The sequence below is a fragment of the Phocaeicola oris genome (genome assembly GCF_021295095.1).
In the GTDB taxonomy this organism is placed as follows: domain Bacteria; phylum Bacteroidota; class Bacteroidia; order Bacteroidales; family Bacteroidaceae; genus Phocaeicola; species Phocaeicola oris.
On sequence record NZ_JAJLQX010000002.1, the window covers coordinates 125,181 to 150,099 of the forward strand.

Genomic DNA, 24,919 nt, shown 5'->3' on the forward strand with positions numbered 1-24,919 from the left:
AGGTTGATCATACATGCCTTTATACGATAGCATTGCTAAACCCGGAGGACAAGTTTATACAAATTATTCCTGTAACTATAAAAATAAAATAATATGTTCAAGTACATTTTAATTTTCTCTACAACATTGCTTATTACGTGTAGCTTGATAGGTTGTTCAAAAGATAAAGATGGAACCATTACTGTGTATGGATATGCTAGCGTTAATGGTGTCGCATATAAAGATTATGTGTCTATACATGATGCTTTCCACCCTGATCTTCCAATAAAGCCAACATTGTTCAATGGTGATAGATTAGGTGTTTATAACGATAGTATTTTTATTTTCCAATTTATGTTTAGAAGTATTCAAAGTCAAACACCATTATGGTTGTTTGGAGCTTTTCGTATCCCTCAAGGTGAAGTCTTTCCAAATTTGGATAAATCTTACCAATTATCAAAGAATTTAATGTACGATAAAGACAGAACTATCTTTGAAGATTTCTTGAAATATATACCAGTTTCTGAAAACAACAATGATAGTAGGGGTATCGCTATTATTATAGATTATAATAAGTTGCCATCAGCAACATCTATAGATGGCACTATTATTTTTAAGAAATTTAATAATAGAACTAAAAAGTTAGACGGTGAGATTTATCTCTATTCCAATGATGAATTCCCTATTTCATATAAGTTAGAGGGACATTTTTCTGATGTTTTATCCTATAACAAAGTACAATTACAATGAAAAAAGTGTTTTTAGAATTATTCCGTTATTTGCTCTAATGTTTTTCTTTACAGCTTGCCATGACGATATTTACTCAGATATAACTAATGGCGGGAATGGTGTAGAGCATAATAGACAGCCTTTGGACAGTATGGATTTATACAATATCCAAATAGACAAGAGTACTATCCTGACTAATCTTATCCGCAATAATAATGGCAGATATTATCTCGACCTTACAGAACAGGATGCAGAAATTTTAGGTATAAAATCAGAGCTTTACAACAACGCTCTTCGAAATGTTGAGCAAATGAATAACAATAAATAATTTTTACAAATATTTACAAATCGGTATATTCAAGTTGTCATGAACTCTTTATTGACAACAGTATTAGCTTTATCTGCGGCATCATGCTCTAATGATGATGCTATACAAACAGAAACAACTCACAGTGAGAAACATGTTGCGTACGTTGCAACATTGAGTACAGAACAGCAAAAGTTGCTACTATCAACAGGAAATCCTTTTGGTAACGCCCAACAAAAGGATGCATGGACAACAACCATTGCATCTACAATTCCAACACGTTGGGGATTGTTTGACGATCCGCGTATTTCTGTTTCTACAAGAGCAATTGGCATATATGGATTTTATCCTGCACAATATTGGACAATGCTTAGAGTGAAGTTCCTTAAGCTCCCTGGGAAGATAAAAGATGGGGCTATTCTTGCTATAGCAGAAATGGAAGAACAGACAAATGTACGTTTCTATAACTCTATAGAGGATCCGGAATACTATGAGCCATATCACATAAAACTTCCAAACATTGCTGTCAGAATGGATTCTGGTAGAGAAGGAAGCGGTAACTACGGCTTAGTAGGTGGTGAACAATATATAAATGTCCCAACAACTCTTGAGAATGCAGACGCAAATGAGATAAAGCGATTCTTCTTGCATGCATTCTGTAATGCTGCAGGAATGTTCAATGAACAACAGCGACCAGATCGTGATAATTACGTGAAAATTGATTTTAACAATGTCAAGGACAATTGCAAGTCGGCTTTTGATAAGATAAAGAGCAACTACACTACTATGGGAATGTTTGATATGTTCTCCATTACCCTTGCATCGTCAAAAGATTTCTCAAAGAATGGATTAAATACTATAACTACAAAAACGGGACTTGGTATTGCTATAAATTATACACTTTCTACACAGGATAAGGCTTTCCTGAATTCTCATTATCTACCTTACATAGCAAGAAAAGACAACTATGTTGAATTAGATGATGTGTATGATCAATCAGGCAGACGCCTAACAGAAGAAGAGCGTTTACAGCTACAGAACCAAATAAATGCCCAAAGAGGACTTTATGGAGTTCCTCCTGCAAATGGTCGTACAGAGTTGGTAGACTGGTAATTAAAATTTGTCTTTATCTGCAAAACATTTGTTAGTTGTCCTCTATGTGTTACCATATTTGTAAGAGGAAATATGTAGTACACCCCCTAATTATGGTCAGTAATTCACATAACGAAATATCAAAATAGTATTTAATATATGTTAGAGGAATTGTCTTTTATTAGATAACATAGCGATGGAGGACAATATTTCTTTCTGTTTATGACAGAGCAAGAGAGTCTTTCTCTCTTTAGCTCACGATGGTTGGCTTCGATAGTCTCTTTGAGGTTATCGGAGCCGACTTCGTTTTGGAAAGGCTTGATTTCGGGAATAGATATAGAGACATTTATCTCTGCTGAAGCCTTTTCGAAATCTGCGCCATTCTTATTTGGGCAGATGATAAAACTGTTCTACAGCATATGATAGGATAGTAAATGATGGCATATACAAAAATGTTCTGTATTTATCAGAACTATAATTCTTTTAATAAATATTTTAACCGAGGCTCATTTTTGATTCGTTCAATCTCAAAATCAACGAGGAAAAGTATATCCTGTTTGATTCTCTTATAATTGGCTTCGATAGCCTCTTTGAGGTTATCGGAGCTATTTTCGTTTCGGAATATATTGATTACCGGGATGGGCTGGTATGCTTTCATTTCGGCAGAAACTTTGGCACTATCCACAACAATCTCTGCGTGGAAAATCTTCTGCTCAATTCGCTCATCAAAGTTGTCGGACACAGCTCCTACAAACATACCTTGGGTAAGGTTGCTAATCTTACTGGCAGGAATCAAACTGTCCAACTGCGTAGATATGGACGTGGACTTATCGTTGCGGTTGATAGTCATTGATTGACGTTGCTGGAGGACTTTGCCAAAGCGTTCCGAGAGCGTTTTGGCTGTTTCTCCAACTACCTGCCCCGAGAACACATTACCAACGGTGTTTTGTATCACCTTGCTTTCTTTGTCTCCATAATCGCGGGTAAGTTGTGAGAAGTCCTGAAAGCCCAAACACACCGCCACTTTATTGCTTCGTGCAGTAGCAATAAGGTTGTCAAGCCCACGAAAGTAGATGGTCGGCAACTCGTCGATTATCACAGACGATTTGAGCTGCTTCTTCTTATTGATGAGCTTCACGATACGGCTATTGTAAAGTCCGAGTGCTGCCGAATAGATATTCTGTCGGTCAGGGTTGTTACCTACAACAAGGACTTTCGGCTCATTGGGATTGTTTATGTCAAGTGAAAAATCATCGCCCGTCATCACCCAATAGAGAGCAGGGCTTATCATACGAGACAGTGGTATTTTGGCACTGGCTATCTGTCCCTGCAACTGGTCCTGCGCTCCGCCTTCCCAAGCATCCATAAAGGGTGAAAGGTAGTTGGCAAGCTCATCGTAGGAGGTGAGTATCGGGAATATCTGTGCGTAGGGACGGTTCAGGAACTCAATAGCATGTGGAAACGTGCAATACTTCCCGTCCTCATAGATTTTCAGAAACCAAATGATGGCAGCCAGCAAGATAATCGGTGACTCTACAAAGAAATCTCCCTGCTTTTGTATCCACGAACGGTTCAAGTTGAGCATGATGGTGTAGGCACTTTCGTAAGCATCCGATATATCCGTCATAAAGGCAGGATTGATAGGATTGCACCGATGCGATTTCCTCGGATCGTCAAAGTTAATTACATAGAACTGTGGTTTTACCTTGTAGGCATCTAAATGATGAAGCAGGTGATTGTAAGCTATCTCTGAAAGGTCGGGAAATTTATAGTCGTAGATGTACATGGCAAAGCCTTTCTCTATCTGCTGCTTGATGTAGTTGTTCACGATAGCGTAGGACTTACCCGAACCCGGTGTTCCAAGTACCATTGAGGCACGAAAGGGGTTGACTACGTTAATCCAACCGTTGTTCCACTTCTTCTTATAGTAAAAACGTGTAGGCAGATTGACAGAATACTCATTCTCCATCAGTCGGGTTTCCTGCATGAAGCTTTCATTTTCCGTGTTGAACACATCGTCCATCAGGTTGTTTTTGAGTAAACGGCTCATCCATACACCTCCCATCAGCAGACAGATATAGCCCACAGAGAGCGTGAAGATATAAAGCGAGGCTGCACCGACCTTACCGATCGGCAATGCTAAGAGCCACCAGTTGAGGAAGAAAAGCACAAAACCGGAGAAAAGTATTGTCCAAATCTTCGGCCATGTAATTTTCTCTTCCTTCACGCCTTTTGTCCCCAAACAGGACAGTGCAAGGAATACCACACAAAAGAGTTTCGTCCAAAGTATGGACGAGAACAAGCCCGCCGTGTGTTGGAAATTCATCAGAATTCTGTTGACGACGCCGAGTGTAAAATGCCACTCCTGAAATGCCTCGTAGCAGAACCAATAGCAGTTGGTAAGTAGGAATATCACTGATATGCCCCGCATAAAGTCCATCACCTTACCCAATGCCCTTAAATCATCTTCTTGTGCCATAATCGTATTGCTTTTATATTTGTTGTATTATCGTTATTTGAATTGCGTTTGAATACTGTTCAAACAAAATTTGAAATACCTACTTATCTTTTCCTCCGTCTGAGATTGACTTTGCTTTGCCTGCGAAGTTTACGCTGCCAAGCCGCTTCTTTCCAATCATCGTTGTTCGTAGATGTGGATGGGTCGCCCATCATGTCCTCGATTAGTTCATTGACAAGGTTGTCACCTTCCTCAGCATTGGATTGTAAAGGTTGGCCAGTTGCCGATTGTTCCAAACGAGCAAACGGACTGCCATACAGCGTTTCGTCCAAGAATGAGTTATGAGCAGGATTGGAAAAATAGCCATTGAATACATTGGCGGCATATCCCTTGCCCAATCTGGAACCATTGAGTGCAACACCCTGCTCGTCATCAATAAAGGTAATGCCGTAAATTCTTCCATTATCATTCTTTCGGATTACCACACGCAAGCCTTGTTCCTCCAATCTTTGCCGAAGTTCTTTCTCCGTATTGGGAGAGGTACGCATTGTTTGTAACACCTTGTTCCTTATGGTTGGTATCAGTGGCTTGATGGTTTGCTTGGACTTTTGCATCCTGTTCTGTACGGCAGTATAGCCCACACCACGACCGATGTCCGATGCGTTGATGGGTGTACTTATTTTGCCTCCCTTATCATCAGTCGGAACATAGACCAGTCCATCGTATTTCTTTCCCCGAAACTCCGTCTTTACTTCTTCTACGGCAAGGTTATATTTGCTCAGAATGGCGTTCAGTTCTCCTAATGAACAAAACTTATAATGTTTCAGCACCATGCGGACAACGCTTGCCACCTGCTCCTTGATATTCCTTTTACCAATATCTACCTTGGGCGTTTCTGCTACTGCCTTCTCAGTAACCTTTGAACTTGGAATGAGACCAAATTTTCTTTCCAAGGCATCGGTAATTTGCTTGCTCCGCCGTTTCTCAAACTTATCATTAATCTTCTGCCCACGACTGTCCACCCGAAGTGATACGATGTGTATATGCTCACGGGCGATGTCGCTGTGCTTGAATACGATATAAGGTTGATTGCCGTAGCCGAGTGCCTCCATATACTCCTTGGCAATCTGCGTGAGTGTTTCATCTGAGAGCTTCTCGTCTGGATGCGGGTTAAGGGAACAATGGAACACCGTCTTCTTCGTTCGGCATTTCTTGGGTATCAATGCCTCCATGTCGGCAAGCACGTCCTCCATCGTATAACGTCCCTCTCTGTCCTGATACAACTCAGCGGCAAGGAGAATGCTTGCTTCCCCTTTCTCCACCTTTTTGAAGTTATAGCCGAGTGCCCCTCCAAGGTTTTCCGTGGCAGAAATCTTGGCAATCATTTCTTGCGGTAGTCTATGGTCAGACGGATAGCCTGTTCTTGCAAGACAATGATTTGAGCCGACAACTCCTCCAACTTTTCAAGTAGGATTTGTGCTGTCTTTACGCTATGATAGCTGTTGATGGCACGCACGGTCTGATTATATAGCACGCCAATCTTATGGATTTGTGCCGTCAATTCTGAGAGCTTCCGGTAATATTCCACTGCGGATTTATCCACCGTAATCACCTTGAAACTCTCTCCAAGAATACGACCACGCACGAAATCTGACTTTGTTTCTGCACCCGAACGCTGAAACAAATCGATTGCCCGTTGCTGGTCTTTGGGGTTGGGCAACCGTACATGCCAGTTGTCCCAACGGGGCTTTTCCGCTTGTTTTCGTTCTGAACCGTGTTCCGTGTCCTTATTCATGTCCCTTCTGTTTTTTAATTACGACTTTGGAGTAATTCATCTCCCCTTCGGGGCAAGGGTCTTTGTGGTACAAACGGCGGTTTGTGTTACAAAGACACACCTTGCCAATATCAAGAGTTGATACGATTGAAGTATCCACCCTTTCAGGGTGTCCGCTTCGGGGAGATCACCTCCACATTCTCTATCCGCCTGCAAAGTTACGGCGGATTTCCAAATATCTCATTATCAATGATATTCACTCTTTTTCCTTTCATTTCCCTGCATTTCCCCAAGGGTTGGAAATAACTAAATTACTGACTTATTTTGCAGTGGATTTAGGTCAAAACATACCAATTTATCAACTCATCTACCGACCGACAAAACTCAGCTAAAGAGTTCTTCAGGAAGTTGGACAGACGGTAATAAAGTCTATAGATCAGTCAGTCAAAAAGTAATTATGACACTCAGTCAAAAATTCTGTCAGTTCAAGGCTCGATACCTATCTACCAACTCACTGTCTATCCGACTGACTGAACTCGGTCTGTAAGAAAGTAACAATAGAGTTAATCATACAATATTCAACAACGATGAAGCAGAAAGTTAAAAATCAGCCCGTCTATCTGGGCTTCGCATCGCAAAAAGGAGGGGTTGGCAAGAGTAGCCTTGCCGAAATCCTCGCGTCCATTCTATATTACGAAAAAGGAATATCTCTTCTTGTCGTAGATTGTGACGGAACGCAAGAGTCGTTCTTTAAGTTGAGGCAGAGAGAACGCCGCGTGATAGAGGGAAGTGAAACCATTTCTAAACAGATGAAGGATTTCTTCACCAAGTTTGGGAAACATGCCTATCCCATTATTCGCTCGACACCGAGAAACGTCATTAAATATGTGAACGAATACATCAGGACGCATGATATAAAGGTAAACCTCGTAATTTTTGATTTTCCCGGTCATGCTTCAACCGAGGATTTGCTCCAACTCTCCATAGACATGGACTATATCATCACCCCTATAGAGGCGGATCCCCAATCTTTGGTGTCCAGCTTTGCCTATGCCAGGACCATCAGGGATTTGGGAGTCGGACTTAGCGATGCCCGTATCCGTGACCTGCTCTTACTATGGAACAAAATCAACCGTAGCGCCAGTTCCATCGTTATGGACTATTACACACAATATGCAAAGGAAGAGGACATCAGTATATTTGATGCCCGCATATACCATTCCGTGAGATTCTCCAGGGAATTGGAGTTAGGTGGCGTGAAGGGTGTCTTCCGCAGTTCTTACTTACCTCCGGCACTTACCTTACGCCTTCCTACTGGTATAGACTTGTGGGTGGAGGAAGTAATCGAAAAATGCCATCTCATTCCGGATAGCCTATGACCTCCATTAGTGAAGAACGAAAGAAAGTCCTCCGGAGCAAACTCAAGGAGATGGGCAATTACGGTGTACAGGAACGTTCTCCGGAAGAATCCCCCTTTTATGACCGGCCCACAGATCTTGAGCGTGATTTGGAAAAACTCCAATCGGATGAACCGCAAGAAGCGAAAGAAGAAGAACCTGTTGCAAGGACTTCTGCAGCAGAACAGACAGCAGAACCTTTACGGGCTAAAAAAAATAAAGACAAAGGAAGCAGGGAAGATGCCCTGTCTGCCAAACTCTCTTTTGAGGAATATCGTGAACGCTACCTTAGCCATTCTCAATGCAGTAATGGTAAATCCGGATTCACCATTAACAGTGAGGTCTTGCAGTTGCTCAGAGATGTCCTTCGGGATGTCCGTGCAAAGACGACCCTCACTGCCTACATTGAAAATATCCTTCTTGAGCATTTGAAAGAAAACCAAGCCATGCTGAACAAGACAGCGGCACAGTATAAACGTAATCAAACACTTAATTTATGATAAAAACATTGTTATTGGATACATTTCTCCTCATGGGGATTATCTGGATGCTTATCAGCATTGTCTATTTCTGTATTCGCTTGGACAGGCTTTTGTCTTCTATGGAAAAACCTGTTGTGGAAACCATGGAGGAAACAGCAGAGGTAGTATTATCAGAAGAAGATACTTCTTCCCCTTCCGTACATTCGGACTACAATAGTTTTGAAGATTATCGCAATCGTTTTCTTCATACTTCACGCTTTCCAAGGAAAACAGCCTTTACCATGAATGTCGAAACCTTGCAGGTGCTTCGCAATATTCTACATGATTTGAATCAGCGTGTGTCTATGACTTCCTACATAGAGAATATCCTGCGTGAACATTTACGGGAACATCAGAAATTAATCAATGATGCAGCCGATAAACAGAGAAGTAAAACCACCGTAACACTGTAAGTAATGGAAACAATTCTATTAGATATTCTCCTTTTCTTGGGTGTGATATGGCTATTTTTAGGTATCGCATACCTCTGGAAAATCTGCTTACGACCAGTCCCCAAATCTGTGGATGAAACCACAGGAAAGCCTATTGTCACAAAAGAACAGGTAGAACATGCCAGGCACGTTTTGGTGGGCAGGAGTAAACCCTTTACTTCCCCGTCTGTCCCCGAAACTCCCGCTGTTTCCTCGTCTGAAAATTCAGCCGATAATCCCAGTACCTTTGCGACGCAAAATGTACGCAAGGAAGATGAAACAGAGGCAACTAATACACCTCAATCCGCACCCGAACATACGGATGAAAAGGACGAGGGCAATGAAATGCAGGTTGACTACACAATGGACGAACCGGACGAAGACACTATCATCCGTGAGGAACTGCAGATTGCAGACGATTCTTTACCCGAAGTCTCATCATCAGCTATTCTTACAAGGGACTTGTCCCGTGTAAACGGCTGGCACAGGAATGATGACACGCTTGATGAGGAAAACGAAGCCGAAGTGCAGGATACGCTGCAAAGCATACGGGGCACACAGCTCATGGACTATATCAAGGAGGCAACGCTCAAGCAGGAAAAAGACCATCAAAGGCTCCTTGCTGCCATTCGCAAAGCGGAGGAAGCGGAATTAGAGGAAAGTAATATAAGCTCTTCTCCTGATTCTGAAACAGACTCAAACGTAGAGAGCTGCAACAACGATGTTTTGGAAGAAGCCGACCGTCCACTGTCATACTATCTGTAAGGCTAATGTTTTTATTCATATTGTAAAGTGATCAAGGGGTGGCTCAAAAGCAAAACAATCAAACTATATCTGTCATACGATAAAACCGAGCCACCCCTTACCATCTCTACCCAAAAGAAAACAATTCATTTAACAACATAAAATAAAAAGAACAATGAACAACAAAAAGAAAATCACAATGCTGCTCCTGATGGCACTGACCACAGCAGGAGCATACGCACAGGGCAACGGCATTGCCGGAATCAATGAAGCAACGAAAATGGTAACCTCCTACTTCGATCCCGGCACGAAACTCATTTATGCCGTGGGGGCGGTAGTGGGGTTGATAGGAGGAATAAAAGTGTACAACAAGTTCTCAAGTGGTGACCCCGATACGAGCAAGACCGCAGCCTCTTGGTTCGGTGCGTGTATCTTTCTCATTGTGGCTGCCACTATCCTGAGAAGCTTCTTCCTGTAAGGCGATGGCAGCATTTGAAATCAACAAAGGTGTAGGCCGGACGGTAGAGTTCAAGGGCTTGAAGGCACAGTATCTCTTCCTCTTTGCAGGAGGCTTGCTTGCCGTCTTCATTCTTGTGGTCATTCTCTATCTCTGTGGAGTCAGCCAAATTACCTGTCTTGTCATAGGCGTAGTGGGTGCCAGCCTTGTGGTATGGCAAACGTTCACCATGAATAGAAAGTACGGGCAATATGGGCTGATGAAAAAAGGAGCAGTACGTATGCACCCACGCTACCTTGTGAACCGCCGTACGGTCTGCCACCTTATCCGTAACCTTCAACCAAAAAAAGCGAAGCAATGAGAAATAAAAGCAAGATAACCACCTTGGAGTCGAAGTTTCCGCTGCTCTCCATCGAGCAGGGCTGCATGGTGAGCAAGGATGCTGACATCACGGTGGCTTTCCGTGTGGAGCTGCCCGAACTCTTTACCGTTACCTCTACAGAATACGAAGCAATGCACTCTGCCTGGCACAAGGCTATAAAAGTGCTACCCAATTACAGCATCGTACACAAGCAGGACTGGTTCATCAAGGAGGACTATCAAGGGAAGCTCTCTGATAGCGGACTGAGTTTCCTTGCCCGTTCCTCTGAGCGGCACTTCAATGAGCGTCCGTATCTCCACCACTCAGTCTATCTCTTCCTGACCAAGACGAACAAGCAGCGTATGGCGCAGCAGAGCAATTTTTCTTCGCTCTGCCGTGGACACCTGCTACCAAAAGAGATTACCAACAAGGATGAAGTGATGAAGTTTATGGAAGCAGTGGACCAGTTCGAGCGTATCATCAATGATACCGAACAGATAAGGATTATCCGCATGATTGAAGACGAGTTGGTTGGCACAAATGAAAAGGGTGGACTACTCGACAGGTATTTCTCTCTATCAGAAGAAGGGCATGCGTCTTTGGAAGATATCCGCTTGGGAGCAGATCTTGTGCGCGTGGGCGACAATCGCCTGTGCCTGCATACGCTTTCCGATACGGATGACCTGCCGACAACGGTAAGTACGGATAGCCGATATGAGCGACTGTCCACTGACCGCTCGGATTGCAGGTTGTCCTTTGCCTCGCCCGTAGGGCTGATGTTGCCCTGCAACCATATCTATAACCAGTATCTCTTCATCGAGGATAGCGATGTCAACTTGGAACGCTTCGAGAAGCAGGCAAGAAACATGCACTCGCTGGCACGCTACAGCCGTAGCAACCAAATCAACGAGGAATGGATACAGGAGTATCTCAATATTGCCCACTCACAGGGATTGACCTCTATCCGTGCCCACTTCAACGTATTGGCATGGAGCAGCGATAAGGAAGAACTTCGCCAGATCAAGAATGACGTGGGCTCTGCACTTGCTCTTATGGAATGCCATCCTCGCCACAACACCATTGATGCGGCAACGCTCTACTGGGCAGGCATACCCGGCAATGCGGCAGACTTTCCTGCAGAAGAGTCGTTCTATACTTTCATCGAGCCTGCCCTCTGCTTCTTTACGGCAGAGACGAACTATAAGGATTCGCTCTCGCCCTTCGGCATCAAGATGGCAGACCGCCTTTCAGGAAAGCCTGTCCACTTAGATATATCGGATTTGCCGATGAAAAAGGGAGTCATCACCAACCGTAACAAGTTTATCTTGGGTCCTTCGGGTAGCGGCAAGTCTTTCTTCACCAACCACATGGTACGCCAGTATTACGAGCAGGGGGCGCACGTCCTCTTGGTCGATACGGGTAACTCATATCAGGGATTGTGTGAACTTATCCACCGCAAGACCAAGGGCGAGGACGGTGTGTATTTCACCTATACCAATGAAAGTCCGATTTCCTTCAATCCTTTTTATACTGATGATTACTTCTTCGATGTAGAGAAAAGGGAGAGTATCTGTACGCTGCTGCTCACGCTCTGGAAGAGTGCTGATGAGCATATCACGAAGACCGAGGCAGGCGAACTTGGTTCAGCCGTAAACTCCTATATCGAGCTGATATGTGCTGACCACAGCGTTACGCCCTGTTTTAATACCTTCTATGAGTATCTGCGGGACGTGTACCGAAAGGATATGGAAAAGCGAGACATCAAGGTAACCCTCTCGGACTTCAATATCAATAACCTCCTTACGACATTGAAGCAATACTATCGTGGTGGTCGATATGATTTCCTGCTGAACTCGGACAAGAACATCGACCTGCTCTCTAAACGTTTCATCGTCTTTGAAATCGACCAAGTAAAGGATAATAAAGACCTCTTTCCTGTGGTAACGATTATCATCATGGAAGCCTTCATCAACAAGATGCGCCGATTAAAGGGTATCCGCAAGATGATACTCATTGAGGAAGCGTGGAAGGCGATTGCTTCGGCAAACATGGCGGACTACATTAAGTATTTGTATAAGACGGTGAGAAAGTATTTCGGGGAAGCCATTGTCGTAACGCAGGAGGTGGACGATATCATTCAGTCGCCCATAGTCAAGGAAAGTATTATTAATAACTCTGACTGCAAGATACTGCTTGACCAGCGCAAGTACATGACCAAGTTCGATGGTATACAGGCGATGCTCGGCTTGTCTGAAAAGGAAAAGAGCCAGATACTCTCCATCAATCAAAACAACGACCCGAACCGACTCTACAAGGAAGTGTGGATAGGGCTGGGCGGTATGCAGAGTGCAGTCTATGCCACGGAAGTGAGCATGGAGGAATACCTGACCTACACCACGGAGGAAACCGAGAAGGTGGAGGTGATGAACAGGGCGGCACAGCTCGGTGGTGATATCGAAACGGCTATCCGTCAGCTTGCCATAGAGAAAAGAAACAATAAAAAGAAATAAGTACAAACCATCAAAACTATAGTAACAATGAAAAAGTACATTTTCATGGCTCTCTTAGGATTGAGCCTTTCTGTTCCCAAAGCCCACGCACAGTGGGTAGTAACCGATCCCGGTAACTTCGCCGGCAACATCGTCAATTCGGTCAAGGAGATTGCCACCGCCTCCAAGACGGTGAAGAACACCTTGGACGGGTTCAAGGAAGTGGAGAAACTCTACAACGACACCAAGAAGTATTACGATGCGCTGAAGAAGGTGAACAACCTCATCGGCGATGCCTACAAAGTCAAGGAGTGCATCCTGATGGTGGGCGATATCTCGGAGATTTACGTTACCTCGTATAAGAAAATGCTCTCGGACAAGAACTTCCGCCCTTCGGAACTCGCTGCGATGGCTTCGGGCTATGCCAAGCTTCTGGAGCAGAGCGGTGAGAGTCTCAAGGAACTCAAGTCCATCGTCAAGTCGGGTGTTCTCTCGATGAACGACCACGAGCGTATGCAGGCAATCGACCGTATTTATACCACGCTTAGGGAAAACCGTTCGCTCGTGTCCTACTACACAAGGAAAAATATTTCCGTAAGCTACGTGCGTGCAAGGGAAAAGAACAACCTTGCTTCTGTCAAGGCGCTCTATGGTAATACGGCAAGCAGGTATTGGTAAATCTACAGAATAAAAAAGAACTTTCATAAAAAACTTTTGCTTATGGATTTTGCCAGTTTACATGAGCTGCTCCGCTCCACCTATGATGAGATGATGCCGCTCTGTGCCCAGATGACGGGCATTGCCAAGGGTATTGCGGGCTTGGGTGCACTCTTTTATATTGCCCTTCGGGTATGGGCTTCCATTGCCCGTGCCGAGGCGATAGACGTTTTTCCGCTTCTCCGTCCCTTCGTGCTGGGCTTTTGCATCATGTTCTTCCCGACAGTCGTACTGGGTACGATGAATGCCGTTCTCTCGCCCGTAGTGCAGGGAACGGAGATGATGGTACACCAGCAGGAGGGGAACCTTGCAGAACTTACTGCCAAGCGGGACAAGTTGCAGGAGGAAGCCTACCTTAGGAATCCTGAAACAGCCTACCTTGTTTCCAACGAGAAGTTCGATGAGAAGATAGAGGAAATGGGCATCATCGGACCTGAAGATGCCGTGACGATAGCGGGTATGTATGCCGAGCGTGCTGCCTATCAGACCAAGCAGTGGGTGATGAAAATGGTGCACGACCTCATGGAGCTGCTGTTCCATGCCGCAGGACTTATCATCGACACGCTACGCACCTTCATACTCATCGTTCTTGCCATTCTCGGTCCGATAGTCTTCGGCATTGCCGTATGGGATGGTCTTGCAGGCTCACTTACGGCATGGTTCTCACGCTATATCTCTGTCTACCTGTGGCTGCCTGTCAGTTCTATTCTAACGGCACTGCTTACGAAAATACAGGTGCTGATGATAGAGAAGGATATCGAAGCGCTCAGTGACCCTAACTACCTGCCTGATTCGGGGACGTGGTACTACATCGTCTTCTTCCTTATCGGTATTGTAGGCTACTTCTGTGTACCTACCGTGGCAGGTTGGATTATCGAAGCTGGAGGCGGTATCGGCTCTTATGGTCGCAATGTCAATCAAGCTGCACAGCGCGGTGCGCAAAGTGCCTACACGGGCGGACGATATGCCGCAGCAGGTGCCGGGTCGGTTATCGGCAATGTCGGTGGACGTATCAAGGGTGCGCTGCTCAAAGGAAAATAGAAATCAAGCAACTATGCTTAATTAATCAACAGCTATAAAAGGAAAAAGAAATGGAATTCAAATCACTTGGTAATATCGAGACCTCATTCAGACAGATAAGGCTCTACGCCTTTGTCTTTGCCATCGTCTGCGTGGCAGTGAGCGTTTATGCCGTCTATGCCTCGTACAGCTTCGCCAAGGAGCAACGGGAGAAAATCTATGTGCTTGACCAGGGAAAGTCGCTCATGCTTGCCCTCAGTCAGGATGCAAGCCGAAACCGTCCCGTAGAGGCAAGGGAGCATGTACGTCGCTTTCATGAGCTGTTCTTCACCATTGCGCCTGACAAGGATGCTATTGAGAAGAATATGGAACGTGCCTTCGTGCTGTGTGACAAGTCGGCTTTCAACTATTACAAAGACTTGGCAGAGAAGGGCTATTATAACCGTGCCATATCGGGTAATGTCAATCAGCGCATAGAGGTGGACTCTATCCACTGTAACTTTAATACTTACCCTTATGCGGTAACGACTTATGCACGGGAGTTTATCGTCCGTCAGAGTAACGTTACAGAGCGCAGTCTTGTTACGACCTGCACGCTGCAGAACTCTGTCCGTTCGGACAACAATCCGCAAGGCTTCCTGATGGAGAACTTCCTCGTCAAGGAGAACAGGGACATACAGACCTATAAACGATAAGGCTATGGCAAGGAAAAGAAACTTTTTACTCTCGCGTCACTATCTGCGCTTTCACCTGTGGCTCCGCCATCGTTGTGAAAGGCTCACGATAAGGCAGAGAAAGGAAATCGTCTATGGGCTGAGCTTCATCTATCTGCTCTGCTCACTCTGGATGATAGCGCAGTTTTTCCTTCCTCCAAAGAAGGAGAAACTACCCATCCCCACGGGAAAGCTGACGGACAGTCCGATACGGACGGACAGTACTTTACAAGAGTTACACGGCAATTTTTACCTACAACATCATCAAACAATCAAAGAAAATGGATAATAAACAGAAAGAACAAATGAAGAAAGGCTTGGTCTTCGGAGGATTAGGACTGCTGTTTGCCCTTTCGATGTGGTTTATCTTCGCCCCTTCGGGCAAGGATAAGACTGCAGCGGAGCAGGGACTCAATGACAGCATCCCGCAGGCAACGACAGAAAAGCTCACCGAAAACAAGCTCAAAGCCTATGAATTAGGCGACAAGGCACACGAGGAGGAACAGACCCGCGAGGAGATGGGCAGGCTATCGGACTATTTTGCACAGAACACTGCTCCATCAGAGGAGCAGCGTGCAGAGACAGCTGCTTCTACGGCAAAGATAGAAAGCTCCATGCATCGCTATGAGGAGAACAATCGGCTCTTAAACTCCTTTTACGCTCCCGACCCACACGAGCAGGAGCGTGAAGCCCTGCGCTCGGAAATAGATAACCTTAAAAAGGAACTCTCCGCCAAAGACAGCAGGGAGGACAATGAAGAGAAACGGCAGCTTGCCTTGATGGAAAAGAGCTATCAGATGGCAGCGAAGTATCTCCCTAAAGCATCAACTCCACCTACCTTCAATAATGGTCTGACGGAAGGAAAGGAGAAGACGGAAGGAGCTGCTGGTGGCTCTGACGCTACTAAGGGCAAGACCATGCAGAATGAGAAGCCTGCAATGGAAGTTCTGCCGGAGCGTAGACAGATAGTATCCTCACTTGACCAGCCTATGAGCGATGTGTACTTTATGGAGGAATACGGCAAGAAGGCTCGTAATATGGGCTTTCATTCGCTCGTAAACACAGCTGTACCTACAATGCGCAATACGCTTAAAGTTGTAGTGGACAGGACTACTGTTCTTAAGGAGGGTGACAATGTCGTACTCCGTCTGCTGGAAAGTGCCAAGGTACAGGGACTGCACATTCCACGTCAGAGCCGACTAATAGCCGTTGCCAAGATTGAGGGTAACCGTATGCACCTGCTTGTCAAAAGCATTGAGGTGGACGGCCATATCATAGCCGTCAAGCTCTCAGCATACGATACAGACGGACAGGAGGGCGTATATATACCAGGTTCGGAGGATATCAATGCGCTTAAGGAAGTTGGGGCGAACATCGGTGGTTCAATGGGCACATCCTTTACCTTCGCTTCCTCTGCCAAGGACCAGATTATCTCCGAGGCTGCACGTGGGGTGATGCAGGGTGCAAGTCAGCTGCTTCAGAAGAAACTGCGCACCATCAAGGTAACGCTCAAGGGTGGTTACCGCCTTTTCTTGGTTCAGTCCAAATAAAACAATCGAAAATGATAAGTAAAAAATAACATCAAATAAAAAAGGAACAATGAAGAAAATTATTTTATCAATGGCTATGCTTGCCATGGTGGGAGCAACAGCCACAGCACAGGAAAACAATGATGGTCTGACACCGAGCCGTCCGCTTACTTCGGGAGAGCTTTTTCAAGGTATGAGCCGTTCCATTCCTAACGGGCGTGTCGTCCTGCCGTATGGCCTTGACGTTACCTTTGACAAGACTGTGCATCTTATCTTCCCTTCTGCCATCCGATATGTAGACTTAGGTTCACAGAACATCATCGCAGGGAAGGCAGAGGATGCCGAGAATGTACTGCGTGTAAAGGCTTCAGTGAAGGATTTTGAAACGGAGACAAATATGAGTGTTATCTGCGAGGACGGCTCTTTCTATGCTTTCAACGTCAAGTATGCTGATGAACCGGAGAAACTCAGCATTGAGATGAAAGACTTTCTGTCACCAACGGACGGACGACTACCAAGCAATCGCTCTGACATTTACTTCAAGGAACTTGGCAACGAGTCGCCCATATTAGTAAAGCTGATGATGCAGACTATCTATCAGAACGACAGACGCTGCATCAAGCACATCGGTGCACAGCAGTTCGGTATGAAGTTCCTGCTTCGTGGCTTGTACGCCAATAACGGCTTGCTGTATTTCCACACCCGAATGGAGAATGGCACGAATATACCGTACTCGGTGGACTTCATCACCTTTAAGGTGGTGGATAAGAAGGTGGCAAAACGCACCGCCATTCAAGAACAGGTGCTACAGCCACTTCGCGCCTATCATCAGGTGATGCAGGTGCGTGGCATGGGTAGTGAGCACAGTGTGTTTGCGCTCGAGCAGTTCTCTCTTGCAGAAGACAAGCAGCTTGAAGTGACGCTCTATGAGAGAAATGGTGGTCGTAGGCTGACCTTTTATGTAACGGCAGAAGACCTGCAGATTGCAAAGAAGATTGATAACCTTAAACTCAAATGGTAAAGATGAAACATCATATTACAGTGATAGTTTGTGTGGCGGTGGCAATGCTCTTTAGCTTGCCATCGCATGCACAGCGGCTTATTCCAAAACAACGTGGGATTGAAGTCCTGGGCAGTGTTCCCCTTATCAAGGGAGAGAAACTCTTTGCAGGTGATAATTTCGGTGTAGGCATATCGCTTACCCGTTATCTCAAAAGGGAGAACTACACCTTTGCGTCTTTGGAATATGAACAACAGAATATGCCTTATCGCAGTTACAATATCCCGATGAAAGACATATTGCTGCACTTGGGCTATATGCAACCCGTCCTTGCAGATAGAGGAAAGAATGTGTTGGTTTACGTGGGTGTTTCTGCCCTGTGTGGTTATGAAGAACTAAATAGAGATAAGAAGTTGCTGCCCGATGGGGCGACACTGCTCGACCGCTCCCGCTTTGTCTATGGCGGTGCCGTGCATGGTTCGGTGGAAGTGTTTCTGACGGACAGGGTGCTCTTTCTTGTAAAGGCACAGGGACGTTTCCTCTTTGGATCGGACGTGCATCGTTTTCATCCTGCGCTATTAGCAGGATTTAGGTTTAATCTTTAACTGGTAAAAACAATGAAGAAAAAGATATTAAGTTCAATATGGGTAATGGGTGTGCTAATCCTTGCCGTGTTTTGCCTATCTGCTTGTGATAGGGAGTTGGATGTGGAGCAGTCTTATCCATTTACGGTGGAGACAATGCCGGTTCAGAAGGACATCGTCAAGGGACAGACGGCAGAAATCAGGTGTACGCTCAAACGTGAAGGCAACTTTGCCGACACTCGCTACACCATCCGATATTTTCAGCCGGATGGAAAAGGAACGCTAAGAATGGACAACGGGACGGCATTCAGGCCTAACGACCGCTATCCGCTCACCAAGGAAGTGTTCCGACTCTACTACACCTCTGCTTCCACAGACCGACAAACCATTGATGTGTATGTGGAGGACAACTTTGGGCAGACCGTTAAACTATCATTCAATTTCAAAAACGAAAAGAATGAGGACACGCCAAAAGTGATAGAAAAAGTACCGATACGACAATGAATTTCGCCAAGACAATCCTATCTTTTTGCTTGCTTTTAATGTGTTTCCAACCATTGTCTGCTCAAAGTAAGCGGAGACGGCTTGCCGATCTTCTGCCCTTTGAGCGGGCGGTGGTCTGCATCAAATACTTCGAGGGAATGCACGGCAAGAAGGATTACCCATACGTTGGGTATGGTCATCAACTATTGCCAGGCGAACACTTCACGGCAGCAATGACGGAACGGCAGGCGGACTCTCTCCTGCGTGCTGACCTTTGGAAATGCTTTGGATACTTCAAAGGATATGGAAAAGATGCCCTATTACTTGCCGTCTTATCCTACAATGTCGGAGTAGGCAGGTTGCTGGGATATAGCAAACGTCCCAAGAGCAGATTACTACGAAAGATAGAGTCGGGCGACAGGAACTATTATCGTGAATTTGTCTCTTTCTGCCGATACAAAGGAAAGGTGCTACGAGGACTTGTCAAACGACGAAATGTGGAGTTTGCCCTGTTTTATATACCCTGATTATCAAATACACCCCTTGCGACATTTTTATGCTCCGCAAGGGGCGTTTTCTTGTCGTTTTAGTCGCCTTCTTCGTTATGATTGAGTAACTTTGCAAAAAAATGGATACACTATGTATAATCGGCAATGGTTTTGACCTCCATCACGGCATAGCATCTTCTTATGAAGATTTTAGACAGTATGCATGGAAAAAATGTGGCTTAGATGGTTATTGGATAGGACAATTAGAAGCATGCTACCCTACAAAAAATAAAGATGGGAAACTTGAACTATGGTGCGACCTTGAATACGCATTAGGGAATATAGATTTCCAAAATGCATTTGATGAATCAACAGAAGATGTCGAATTAGAGGAAGACCATGAAATGCGTTATCAGGCACAAATGGAGGATGCTCCAGAATACTATTTGGAAATGATGTTTGAAGTGTTTCATCGTATATTTGAAGAATGGGTTAATCAAATAGATATAAATGTCTCACCTGTTTCTTTGCCAAATTTTGATAGAAACAGTCTGTTTCTTTCTTTCAACTATACAGATACATTAGAGAAACTTTACAGCATTCCTCAAAGACAGATTAATTATATACACGGAAGACGCTGCTGTTCTAACAATTTAGTTGTTGGGCATATAAATAACCTTAATGGAAATGATTTCCTTTCTGCAGACCCAATGATATATGAATATGCAGCATACGATAATATTGCAAAAGTTGTAAATGAACAACGTAAAAGCATTTCTGACATAATTAGTAATAATGCGAGATATTGGAATAATTTAGCTGGAATTAGAAGAATTGTTGTTTATGGGCACTCTTTATCCGATATTGATTTTGGATATTTTGTGGAGATAGCTAAAAATGTTGCATCAAACACTCAATGGCTTTTTTCAGTTTACTATAATAATCCCCAAGAGCGTAATAGAGAAGTTAAGCGAGTCAAAGACTTTATTAACAAATTAGGACTTACGTGTTCGAATTGTCAGACTTTTTGTATGTAATTAAATTATAATGCAATTATTGTGACTTTCTTTTGCTTCTTTTCTTTGGTCGCCTGCTCGCTCAAAGAAAAAGAAAAGAAGCCGCGCAATTTTTGAAGTTGCGTGGCTCATTGTGTTAGGGCTTTTCGGTTGTTTCAATTATTCGTTCTTCAGGATGGGTATCAAAAGCCCAATTGATTTGTTCATCGGGCAGGGTGCTGTGTACCCCTCTGCCCATCACCATTCCACAATCTTCAAGGATTTTGCCGTTCGGCTTCCTCTCGGTCTGTGGCTGCGACCTCAAATACACTTTCAAAACGTATAGGGTGCGTGCTCTGTAAACTATCCTTTCCATATCTTCAAAATTCAGCAATGAGTAATCTGTGTTCCATTGGTTCGCCATTCGATAATCTGCGGTGGGTAAGCCAAAAATGGTGCGCTCCGTAACCATAGACAAAGAACTTGTCAAGTTCCGTTTCTTGGGAGATTTGGAGGAGTGCGGTCTGCAACTCCTCCTTGTTCTCGGCTATGCTTATGGCATTGATAATTCTCACGATGATGTTGGGTTTTTCGTCTGTCCAATTACAAATTATGCCTTCTACCTGTACTTTCATATTTTTTATTTGATGGGTTATATCATGCGGTTGCTCTCTGCGCTATCATTCTCATATTCTTCTGCATCAAGGCGAGTATCTGCTCGTGGTACTCAGTGTTCTTGTTGCACACTCCACGACTTTGTACCACTTTCATTGTTTCCAATGATACCTCGATGGTCTCGATGCGCTCTCCGTCCTTTGTTGCAGAGAAGATAAGCGACTGCGGTTTGCTGTAATAGTGTGCGTCATATACGCAATGGTGCATTGCTGTGCCTTCTTCTAAATGCTCCTGCACACTCTCCAAAACGTGGATGCGGATAATGCCGTCCGTAAACTCAATGCCAAAGAATTTTGCTTTGAGTTGCTTGTATGCTTGCTCGGCTTCCATCGCTTCCTTACGTTTCTTGATGATGTTCTCACGCTCTCTCATGGCCCTGCGCTTAGCTTGGTAATGGTCGTGTGCTGCTCTTAGGTCGGTGGGGCAAACATACTTCGGACTGCGTATATCCTTGTTGAGTGTCGCAAGTGTATCAATCATATCACACCACAAATTGCCGTCCTCCACTTTGTAGCCATTGCGCAAACAGATACGGATAGATGCCCAATATTTGTCAATCTTGGCAAATCTGTCCCTAATGAAGTGGCGAAATAGGGAGATTTGTCCAGACTTCAATAAGGTTTCCGCCTTGTTGTCCGTAAGAATGGAATGAAACAACTCAAAGGGGGTAAGGTCGTGGAATGCTCCTTTAAAACCATTGCGCCTGATGTCTTTCAACACTCCATAACGTGGGTAAATGCCGTGTGGGAGTATGTCGTACAATGGCTTGTCGGGGCGGATTTCCAAATCACTGCCAAACTGCCACGTATCATACCAACAACTCATCGGGCGAAGTCGTGCCAACACTGCGCTTTTGCCGTCGGGTGCCATCCAACGCTCAACCACCTCCGAACAAAATCGTCTTATCGGTTGCCCTTGCTTGCGGTACACCTCCATATAGAAGTAACGTATCACTTGATAACCTTTGAAAGCGGTAAGTATGCAATAGTATGCCGTTTCCTTGAATACCCTCTGCCGTTCTGTATGTATGGTGAGTTTCGCTCCGCAATGGGGGCAAATGGCGGTCTTGCCTTTGTGCTGTGTGTCCGTCCATTTGTGTCCACACTCCAAACAAGTGTGTTCGCTTTTCGTGTTGCGCTTGGCAATATGCTCAAAAAGGTGCGTGCATGCCCACTGACTTTGCTTGTCGGTAATGGTGGGGAGTTGGATTGCCAACTCCGCCACTTGCTTCTGAAATTTATTTCTTGGTTTCATTTTCTATCCTCCTTGTCTTACTCGTCACGGAATACATATCCGCTCTCAAACCAATACCCCTCGTCAAAGAGTTCGTCCGCATACTTGTCATAATCGAAGTATCGCTCTGCAAATTCGGATAGTTCGTGCTCCATACCTACCATTTCCCTTGCAAACTCTTCTTTGTTCACATATCTGCCGACAAATGCGGAATGGAATTGCTTCATTAGTTGATATACGGAACTGGTCAAATCCTTGCCGGTATTCTCCACCCAAATCCAAAAGGCACTCACGTTCATACCGTCCAACTTCTCCAACTCGTCCCTCAGTTCAAAGAAGTTGTCGTCCAAATGCCCCTCGTCAATGAGTTCTTCGGGAATGTTCTCCCAATCTTGAAACATCAATTCGGGGTCTTCCTCGTCTTGGTGGAGTTCGTGGCATACCTCCATAAACTCGTCTTGGTCGTAACAATTAGAAAGGTCTATCCACTTACCTCTTAGTGAGCCTTTGTTGTATTTGGCGTAAGTGCCTACATAGATGCGTGCTTCGCTTAAATCGTATCGTTCCATAGTCTTTGCTTTTTAGAAGTCAAACAATGAAGGTTGTGCAACCTCTGTCGTTTCTTTCTTTTGAGGTCTTGCGTTACGGCTCTGTATCTTGGCAAGTTCCTCGCGTTGGTACTGCGCAATGGCTTCCTGCCGTGCTTCGGCTTTCTCCTCCTCTGTGAGTTCCACAATATGGTTTACTGCCACTCTGCAAGTGATTGCCTTACCCACTTCAATTTCGTCCTCGTCATAGTAGTGGACTGCCATTGAGTAGATTTCATCGTCCTCAAAGCCATTGCACCCACTCGCCTGTACTTGGTTCAAGATGTAGGTTACACACTCCTCGATGCTCTTGTTAGGCTTCATCAAGTTGGGCGCAAATAAAGGGTCTGTCGCTACACGTCCGTTGAGATACTCGGCTATTGCTCTCGTAAAATGTTCTGTTCCTTTCATTGTCGTTTAATGTTTGGGGATTTCTACAATTTGAATTATCTGTCCGCAAAGAAAACTTCTTAGGCTGATGCGGTCGGGTGCGTAATACTCTGCCCAATGTCCGTATTGATTGACCAAATACTTCTTCAATACGTCCATAAAGTCAAACCGATAACCCATAAGGGGTACGGCTGTACGGAAGTAGGTGTTAGTGTTCACCGCTTCGGCAAGCCAATTCTTTTCCTCACGGCTCATTCGCTCCCCACGATTGAGTTTCACACGCAGGAGATACACCTTACTGCCACTCAGTCTGTCCAATGGCTCAACGTCCCACTGCACAAACTTAGTCGCCACCAAACGCTCACTTTCATCAACCACCGAACTTATGCGGTAATGAGAGGAGGAGCTATATCCTTTTTCTTTCATCGAAGATGTTGTAGTTACTTTTTGCTTATCCATAGCGACATTTTTTTTATGCGTCCAAAGATCGGAGTATGCTGATTCCTTTTTGTAGCAAAATCAAGGTAGCGGGGTGGGCTTGCACAAGGTTTTGTCGGAAAATACAACCCGTAGGTGTGGAGATTTTCCAGACAAACCAAGCGGCACAGACCTTTTGAAAGCCACAAGCCCCGTACTACCTTTGCGGATAAAAAGGGAACAGCATCCGTCTCCTTGTCATCGCATATCGTGGAGCATTGGAAAAGAAGCAAAAGTGCAACGCTCGTAGTGGAAAATAGAAAAGGTGGCTATCTCAATATGCGAGATAACCACCTGATGAAATAAGATAAAAGGTCTTACAGGACTGTGCTTCTCAAAGCACGCATAGCAGGATGGCACAGAGAATTGCCAGCCAGAAGAGAATGCTCAGCAGCGTAAATGTCACTTTTAGAATTACCCTGACTATAAAGCGTAGTATCAGAAAACCTGCAATGACTGACACGACAGTTACGACTTGCGGTGTTACCATCTTCGAGATAAGCCAAATGGCACCGATAACGACGGAAAGCAGGATAGCGAGTTCGATGAAGCGTGTCCAAGAGAAGCGGCGGACTTGCTTGGGAGAAGTCGGCTGCTGCTTGATATTATCGGTTTTGTTCGATGCGTCTGCCTTGATGAAGGTAGGTGTGTAGATGTCTTGATTCATGATGATTGTATTCATATCGGAGCTTTTAATAGTTTCAAGAGCAATAACAAGATACTCTTCCACACAAAGCCAAGTGTTTGCCCAAACTCTTGGTGTGTGGGGAAGAATAGTTATCTTGGCTCTTGACACTACAAAAGCTCCCGATGGTGTTACATCAAGTCATGTTCTCGCTATTGACGGTTGGCAGACCATTGACCTCAATGAGCAAAACGATTGTCCCTGTCAGTTCAGTGTAGAGTTTCTCATACTCTGGACTTGCACCAAAATCGTCTGTCAGTTCATACTTATCGAAAACGCTTTGCACAGCCTTATTCTTCAAAAGTATCGGTGTTAGTCTTTCAGGAAGAGGAGAAGGAAGTTCTTTCTCGAACTCATTCTCTAAGACAGACACAAGCGTGTCATACTTGGAAAAATGCAAATCTTGGTATAATACTTCGCTTGACATTACCTCCGCCTCTGGGTGGGAAAAACCTTGTGCTATAGCATCGCAGTAAGTTGTCAATGCTTCGTCTGCGCGAGCAGTTATAAACGTATTTTCATTCACTCTCTCTGGATAATGCTCTCCGAGATACGCTTCCAACTTCAAACGGAAGTAAGAAAGCTCTTTCTTTGTTGTTGTCAT

At 44.7% G+C, this 24,919-nt stretch carries 30 protein-coding genes and 1 pseudogene; 20 read left to right on the top strand and 11 right to left on the bottom strand.

Translation table 11 applies throughout. The annotated features are described in order from the left end of the window. Window positions 1-93: 93 nt before the first annotated feature. From LO761_RS02050 to LO761_RS02060, 3 genes are read left to right on the top strand one after another with little or no spacing between them, the layout of a single operon-like run. Window positions 94-729 (top strand): hypothetical protein, encoded by a 636-nt coding sequence (locus tag LO761_RS02050; protein ID WP_272816665.1) that lies wholly within the window; start codon window positions 94-96, stop codon window positions 727-729. A 37-nt stretch (window positions 730-766) separates the two neighbouring features. After that, entirely contained in the window at window positions 767-1,036 is a 270-nt protein-coding gene (locus tag LO761_RS02055) for a hypothetical protein (protein ID WP_272816666.1), read from the top strand. Window positions 1,037-1,075: 39 nt separating this feature from the next. Then, window positions 1,076-2,128 carry a M12 family metallopeptidase gene (locus LO761_RS02060; protein WP_272816667.1) on the top strand — a complete coding sequence of 351 codons (1,053 nt, stop codon included), beginning with the start codon at window positions 1,076-1,078 and terminating at the stop codon, window positions 2,126-2,128. Between the two features lie 451 nt (window positions 2,129-2,579). Here the strand turns inward: LO761_RS02060 and mobC are convergent, their stop codons facing one another. From mobC to LO761_RS02075, 3 genes are all read right to left on the bottom strand, one after another. Beyond that, on the bottom strand, window positions 2,580-4,586 hold the full coding sequence (mobC, locus tag LO761_RS02065) for a conjugal transfer protein MobC (protein ID WP_272816668.1): 2,007 nt from the start codon (window positions 4,584-4,586) through the stop codon (window positions 2,580-2,582). Between the two features lie 83 nt (window positions 4,587-4,669). Then, window positions 4,670-5,950 (bottom strand): conjugal transfer protein MobB, encoded by a 1,281-nt coding sequence (mobB, locus tag LO761_RS02070; RefSeq protein ID WP_272816669.1) that lies wholly within the window; start codon window positions 5,948-5,950, stop codon window positions 4,670-4,672. Beyond that, window positions 5,947-6,360 (bottom strand): plasmid mobilization protein, encoded by a 414-nt coding sequence (locus tag LO761_RS02075; protein WP_004353762.1) that lies wholly within the window; start codon window positions 6,358-6,360, stop codon window positions 5,947-5,949. Before LO761_RS02075 ends, mobB begins: the two co-directional genes overlap by 4 nt. 566 nt (window positions 6,361-6,926) lie before the next feature. On the opposite strand from LO761_RS02075, the gene LO761_RS02080 reads away from it, so the two are divergent. The 17 genes from LO761_RS02080 to LO761_RS02160 all read left to right on the top strand — a co-directional run bounded on the left by LO761_RS02080 (window position 6,927) and on the right by LO761_RS02160 (window position 20,310). Further along, on the top strand, window positions 6,927-7,718 hold the full coding sequence (locus tag LO761_RS02080) for a ParA family protein (RefSeq protein WP_272816670.1): 792 nt from the start codon (window positions 6,927-6,929) through the stop codon (window positions 7,716-7,718). Then, on the top strand, window positions 7,715-8,236 hold the full coding sequence (locus tag LO761_RS02085) for a DUF3408 domain-containing protein (RefSeq protein ID WP_025068501.1): 522 nt from the start codon (window positions 7,715-7,717) through the stop codon (window positions 8,234-8,236). The genes LO761_RS02080 and LO761_RS02085 overlap by 4 nt, the downstream gene beginning before the upstream one ends. Next, a complete protein-coding gene (locus tag LO761_RS02090; protein ID WP_029216687.1) occupies window positions 8,233-8,670 on the top strand; it encodes a DUF3408 domain-containing protein in 438 nt (145 codons plus the stop codon). The genes LO761_RS02085 and LO761_RS02090 overlap by 4 nt, the downstream gene beginning before the upstream one ends. 3 nt (window positions 8,671-8,673) lie before the next feature. Then, window positions 8,674-9,453, top strand: coding sequence for a hypothetical protein (locus tag LO761_RS02095; RefSeq protein WP_029216688.1), 780 nt, complete (start codon window positions 8,674-8,676; stop codon window positions 9,451-9,453). Between the two features lie 154 nt (window positions 9,454-9,607). Continuing rightward, the gene (locus LO761_RS02100) at window positions 9,608-9,910 is read left to right on the top strand and encodes a DUF4134 domain-containing protein (RefSeq protein ID WP_021583498.1); all 303 of its coding nucleotides are present in this window, start codon (window positions 9,608-9,610) and stop codon (window positions 9,908-9,910) included. Between the two features lie 4 nt (window positions 9,911-9,914). Then, entirely contained in the window at window positions 9,915-10,250 is a 336-nt protein-coding gene (locus LO761_RS02105; RefSeq protein ID WP_088401310.1) for a DUF4133 domain-containing protein, read from the top strand. Beyond that, window positions 10,247-12,760 carry a TraG family conjugative transposon ATPase gene (locus LO761_RS02110; RefSeq protein WP_272816671.1) on the top strand — a complete coding sequence of 838 codons (2,514 nt, stop codon included), beginning with the start codon at window positions 10,247-10,249 and terminating at the stop codon, window positions 12,758-12,760. Before LO761_RS02105 ends, LO761_RS02110 begins: the two co-directional genes overlap by 4 nt. Window positions 12,761-12,787: 27 nt before the next feature. Continuing rightward, window positions 12,788-13,417 carry a DUF4141 domain-containing protein gene (locus LO761_RS02115; RefSeq protein ID WP_024985983.1) on the top strand — a complete coding sequence of 210 codons (630 nt, stop codon included), beginning with the start codon at window positions 12,788-12,790 and terminating at the stop codon, window positions 13,415-13,417. Window positions 13,418-13,459: 42 nt separating this feature from the next. Continuing rightward, window positions 13,460-14,497 (top strand): conjugative transposon protein TraJ, encoded by a 1,038-nt coding sequence (gene traJ, locus LO761_RS02120; protein WP_118411845.1) that lies wholly within the window; start codon window positions 13,460-13,462, stop codon window positions 14,495-14,497. 50 nt (window positions 14,498-14,547) lie between these two features. Beyond that, complete coding sequence (gene traK / locus LO761_RS02125; RefSeq protein ID WP_272816672.1) at window positions 14,548-15,171, top strand: conjugative transposon protein TraK; 624 nt, start codon at window positions 14,548-14,550, stop codon at window positions 15,169-15,171. 4 nt (window positions 15,172-15,175) lie between these two features. Beyond that, the gene (locus tag LO761_RS02130; protein WP_004353772.1) at window positions 15,176-15,478 is read left to right on the top strand and encodes a hypothetical protein; all 303 of its coding nucleotides are present in this window, start codon (window positions 15,176-15,178) and stop codon (window positions 15,476-15,478) included. Beyond that, window positions 15,471-16,739 (top strand): conjugative transposon protein TraM, encoded by a 1,269-nt coding sequence (traM, locus tag LO761_RS02135; protein WP_272816673.1) that lies wholly within the window; start codon window positions 15,471-15,473, stop codon window positions 16,737-16,739. The genes LO761_RS02130 and traM overlap by 8 nt, the downstream gene beginning before the upstream one ends. 49 nt (window positions 16,740-16,788) lie before the next feature. Continuing rightward, window positions 16,789-17,739 (top strand): conjugative transposon protein TraN, encoded by a 951-nt coding sequence (gene traN / locus LO761_RS02140; protein ID WP_272816674.1) that lies wholly within the window; start codon window positions 16,789-16,791, stop codon window positions 17,737-17,739. Then, window positions 17,733-18,323, top strand: coding sequence for a conjugal transfer protein TraO (locus LO761_RS02145; RefSeq protein ID WP_272816675.1), 591 nt, complete (start codon window positions 17,733-17,735; stop codon window positions 18,321-18,323). The genes traN and LO761_RS02145 overlap by 7 nt, the downstream gene beginning before the upstream one ends. 12 nt (window positions 18,324-18,335) lie before the next feature. Next, window positions 18,336-18,806: a DUF3872 domain-containing protein gene (locus tag LO761_RS02150; RefSeq protein ID WP_272816676.1), complete on the top strand. Its 471-nt coding sequence runs from the start codon at window positions 18,336-18,338 to the stop codon at window positions 18,804-18,806. Then, on the top strand, window positions 18,803-19,312 hold the full coding sequence (locus LO761_RS02155; RefSeq protein ID WP_272816677.1) for a lysozyme: 510 nt from the start codon (window positions 18,803-18,805) through the stop codon (window positions 19,310-19,312). The genes LO761_RS02150 and LO761_RS02155 overlap by 4 nt, the downstream gene beginning before the upstream one ends. A gap of 101 nt (window positions 19,313-19,413) precedes the next feature. Further along, entirely contained in the window at window positions 19,414-20,310 is an 897-nt protein-coding gene (locus LO761_RS02160) for a bacteriophage abortive infection AbiH family protein (RefSeq protein WP_272816678.1), read from the top strand. Between the two features lie 115 nt (window positions 20,311-20,425). Here the strand turns inward: LO761_RS02160 and LO761_RS02165 are convergent. From LO761_RS02165 to LO761_RS02200, 8 genes and pseudogenes are all read right to left on the bottom strand, one after another. Next, window positions 20,426-20,644 (bottom strand): annotated as a pseudogene (locus LO761_RS02165) (hypothetical protein). A gap of 4 nt (window positions 20,645-20,648) precedes the next feature. Continuing rightward, window positions 20,649-20,903, bottom strand: a complete 255-nt coding sequence (locus LO761_RS02170; protein ID WP_272816680.1) for a hypothetical protein — start codon at window positions 20,901-20,903, stop codon at window positions 20,649-20,651. Window positions 20,904-20,925: 22 nt separating this feature from the next. Continuing rightward, the gene (locus LO761_RS02175; protein ID WP_272816681.1) at window positions 20,926-22,197 is read right to left on the bottom strand and encodes a PcfJ domain-containing protein; all 1,272 of its coding nucleotides are present in this window, start codon (window positions 22,195-22,197) and stop codon (window positions 20,926-20,928) included. 17 nt (window positions 22,198-22,214) lie between these two features. Further along, window positions 22,215-22,745 (bottom strand): antirestriction protein ArdA, encoded by a 531-nt coding sequence (locus tag LO761_RS02180; RefSeq protein WP_272816682.1) that lies wholly within the window; start codon window positions 22,743-22,745, stop codon window positions 22,215-22,217. Between the two features lie 12 nt (window positions 22,746-22,757). Beyond that, window positions 22,758-23,174 carry a PcfK-like family protein gene (locus LO761_RS02185; protein WP_272816683.1) on the bottom strand — a complete coding sequence of 139 codons (417 nt, stop codon included), beginning with the start codon at window positions 23,172-23,174 and terminating at the stop codon, window positions 22,758-22,760. Window positions 23,175-23,180: 6 nt separating this feature from the next. Then, a complete protein-coding gene (locus LO761_RS02190; protein WP_272816684.1) occupies window positions 23,181-23,612 on the bottom strand; it encodes a hypothetical protein in 432 nt (143 codons plus the stop codon). Window positions 23,613-23,964: 352 nt separating this feature from the next. Continuing rightward, the gene (locus tag LO761_RS02195) at window positions 23,965-24,312 is read right to left on the bottom strand and encodes a hypothetical protein (protein ID WP_272816758.1); all 348 of its coding nucleotides are present in this window, start codon (window positions 24,310-24,312) and stop codon (window positions 23,965-23,967) included. Window positions 24,313-24,451: 139 nt separating this feature from the next. Beyond that, window positions 24,452-24,919, bottom strand: a complete 468-nt coding sequence (locus LO761_RS02200) for a DUF1896 domain-containing protein (RefSeq protein ID WP_272816685.1) — start codon at window positions 24,917-24,919, stop codon at window positions 24,452-24,454.

What these genes read in the sequence shown, in the direction of transcription:
- LO761_RS02100 (WP_021583498.1), top strand. Translation starts at nt 9,608, where the DNA reads ATGAACAACAAAAAGAAAATCACAATGCTGCTCCTGATGGCACTGACC.
- LO761_RS02195 (WP_272816758.1), bottom strand. Translation starts at nt 24,312, where the DNA reads ATGAATACAATCATCATGAATCAAGACATCTACACACCTACCTTCATC.
- LO761_RS02190 (WP_272816684.1), bottom strand. Translation starts at nt 23,612, where the DNA reads ATGGATAAGCAAAAAGTAACTACAACATCTTCGATGAAAGAAAAAGGA.
- LO761_RS02180 (WP_272816682.1), bottom strand. Translation starts at nt 22,745, where the DNA reads ATGGAACGATACGATTTAAGCGAAGCACGCATCTATGTAGGCACTTAC.
- LO761_RS02130 (WP_004353772.1), top strand. Translation starts at nt 15,176, where the DNA reads ATGGCAAGGAAAAGAAACTTTTTACTCTCGCGTCACTATCTGCGCTTT.
- LO761_RS02105 (WP_088401310.1), top strand. Translation starts at nt 9,915, where the DNA reads ATGGCAGCATTTGAAATCAACAAAGGTGTAGGCCGGACGGTAGAGTTC.
- traM (WP_272816673.1), top strand. Translation starts at nt 15,471, where the DNA reads ATGGATAATAAACAGAAAGAACAAATGAAGAAAGGCTTGGTCTTCGGA.
- mobB (WP_272816669.1), bottom strand. Translation starts at nt 5,950, where the DNA reads ATGATTGCCAAGATTTCTGCCACGGAAAACCTTGGAGGGGCACTCGGC.
- traN (WP_272816674.1), top strand. Translation starts at nt 16,789, where the DNA reads ATGAAGAAAATTATTTTATCAATGGCTATGCTTGCCATGGTGGGAGCA.
- LO761_RS02110 (WP_272816671.1), top strand. Translation starts at nt 10,247, where the DNA reads ATGAGAAATAAAAGCAAGATAACCACCTTGGAGTCGAAGTTTCCGCTG.
- LO761_RS02055 (WP_272816666.1), top strand. Translation starts at nt 767, where the DNA reads ATGTTTTTCTTTACAGCTTGCCATGACGATATTTACTCAGATATAACT.
- traK (WP_272816672.1), top strand. Translation starts at nt 14,548, where the DNA reads ATGGAATTCAAATCACTTGGTAATATCGAGACCTCATTCAGACAGATA.
- LO761_RS02095 (WP_029216688.1), top strand. Translation starts at nt 8,674, where the DNA reads ATGGAAACAATTCTATTAGATATTCTCCTTTTCTTGGGTGTGATATGG.
- LO761_RS02060 (WP_272816667.1), top strand. Translation starts at nt 1,076, where the DNA reads ATGAACTCTTTATTGACAACAGTATTAGCTTTATCTGCGGCATCATGC.
- LO761_RS02050 (WP_272816665.1), top strand. Translation starts at nt 94, where the DNA reads ATGTTCAAGTACATTTTAATTTTCTCTACAACATTGCTTATTACGTGT.
- LO761_RS02090 (WP_029216687.1), top strand. Translation starts at nt 8,233, where the DNA reads ATGATAAAAACATTGTTATTGGATACATTTCTCCTCATGGGGATTATC.
- LO761_RS02115 (WP_024985983.1), top strand. Translation starts at nt 12,788, where the DNA reads ATGAAAAAGTACATTTTCATGGCTCTCTTAGGATTGAGCCTTTCTGTT.
- LO761_RS02200 (WP_272816685.1), bottom strand. Translation starts at nt 24,919, where the DNA reads ATGACAACAACAAAGAAAGAGCTTTCTTACTTCCGTTTGAAGTTGGAA.
- LO761_RS02170 (WP_272816680.1), bottom strand. Translation starts at nt 20,903, where the DNA reads ATGAAAGTACAGGTAGAAGGCATAATTTGTAATTGGACAGACGAAAAA.
- LO761_RS02085 (WP_025068501.1), top strand. Translation starts at nt 7,715, where the DNA reads ATGACCTCCATTAGTGAAGAACGAAAGAAAGTCCTCCGGAGCAAACTC.
- traJ (WP_118411845.1), top strand. Translation starts at nt 13,460, where the DNA reads ATGGATTTTGCCAGTTTACATGAGCTGCTCCGCTCCACCTATGATGAG.
- LO761_RS02175 (WP_272816681.1), bottom strand. Translation starts at nt 22,197, where the DNA reads ATGAAACCAAGAAATAAATTTCAGAAGCAAGTGGCGGAGTTGGCAATC.
- LO761_RS02145 (WP_272816675.1), top strand. Translation starts at nt 17,733, where the DNA reads ATGGTAAAGATGAAACATCATATTACAGTGATAGTTTGTGTGGCGGTG.
- LO761_RS02155 (WP_272816677.1), top strand. Translation starts at nt 18,803, where the DNA reads ATGAATTTCGCCAAGACAATCCTATCTTTTTGCTTGCTTTTAATGTGT.
- LO761_RS02075 (WP_004353762.1), bottom strand. Translation starts at nt 6,360, where the DNA reads ATGAATAAGGACACGGAACACGGTTCAGAACGAAAACAAGCGGAAAAG.
- LO761_RS02160 (WP_272816678.1), top strand. Translation starts at nt 19,414, where the DNA reads ATGGATACACTATGTATAATCGGCAATGGTTTTGACCTCCATCACGGC.
- LO761_RS02185 (WP_272816683.1), bottom strand. Translation starts at nt 23,174, where the DNA reads ATGAAAGGAACAGAACATTTTACGAGAGCAATAGCCGAGTATCTCAAC.
- LO761_RS02080 (WP_272816670.1), top strand. Translation starts at nt 6,927, where the DNA reads ATGAAGCAGAAAGTTAAAAATCAGCCCGTCTATCTGGGCTTCGCATCG.
- LO761_RS02150 (WP_272816676.1), top strand. Translation starts at nt 18,336, where the DNA reads ATGAAGAAAAAGATATTAAGTTCAATATGGGTAATGGGTGTGCTAATC.
- mobC (WP_272816668.1), bottom strand. Translation starts at nt 4,586, where the DNA reads ATGGCACAAGAAGATGATTTAAGGGCATTGGGTAAGGTGATGGACTTT.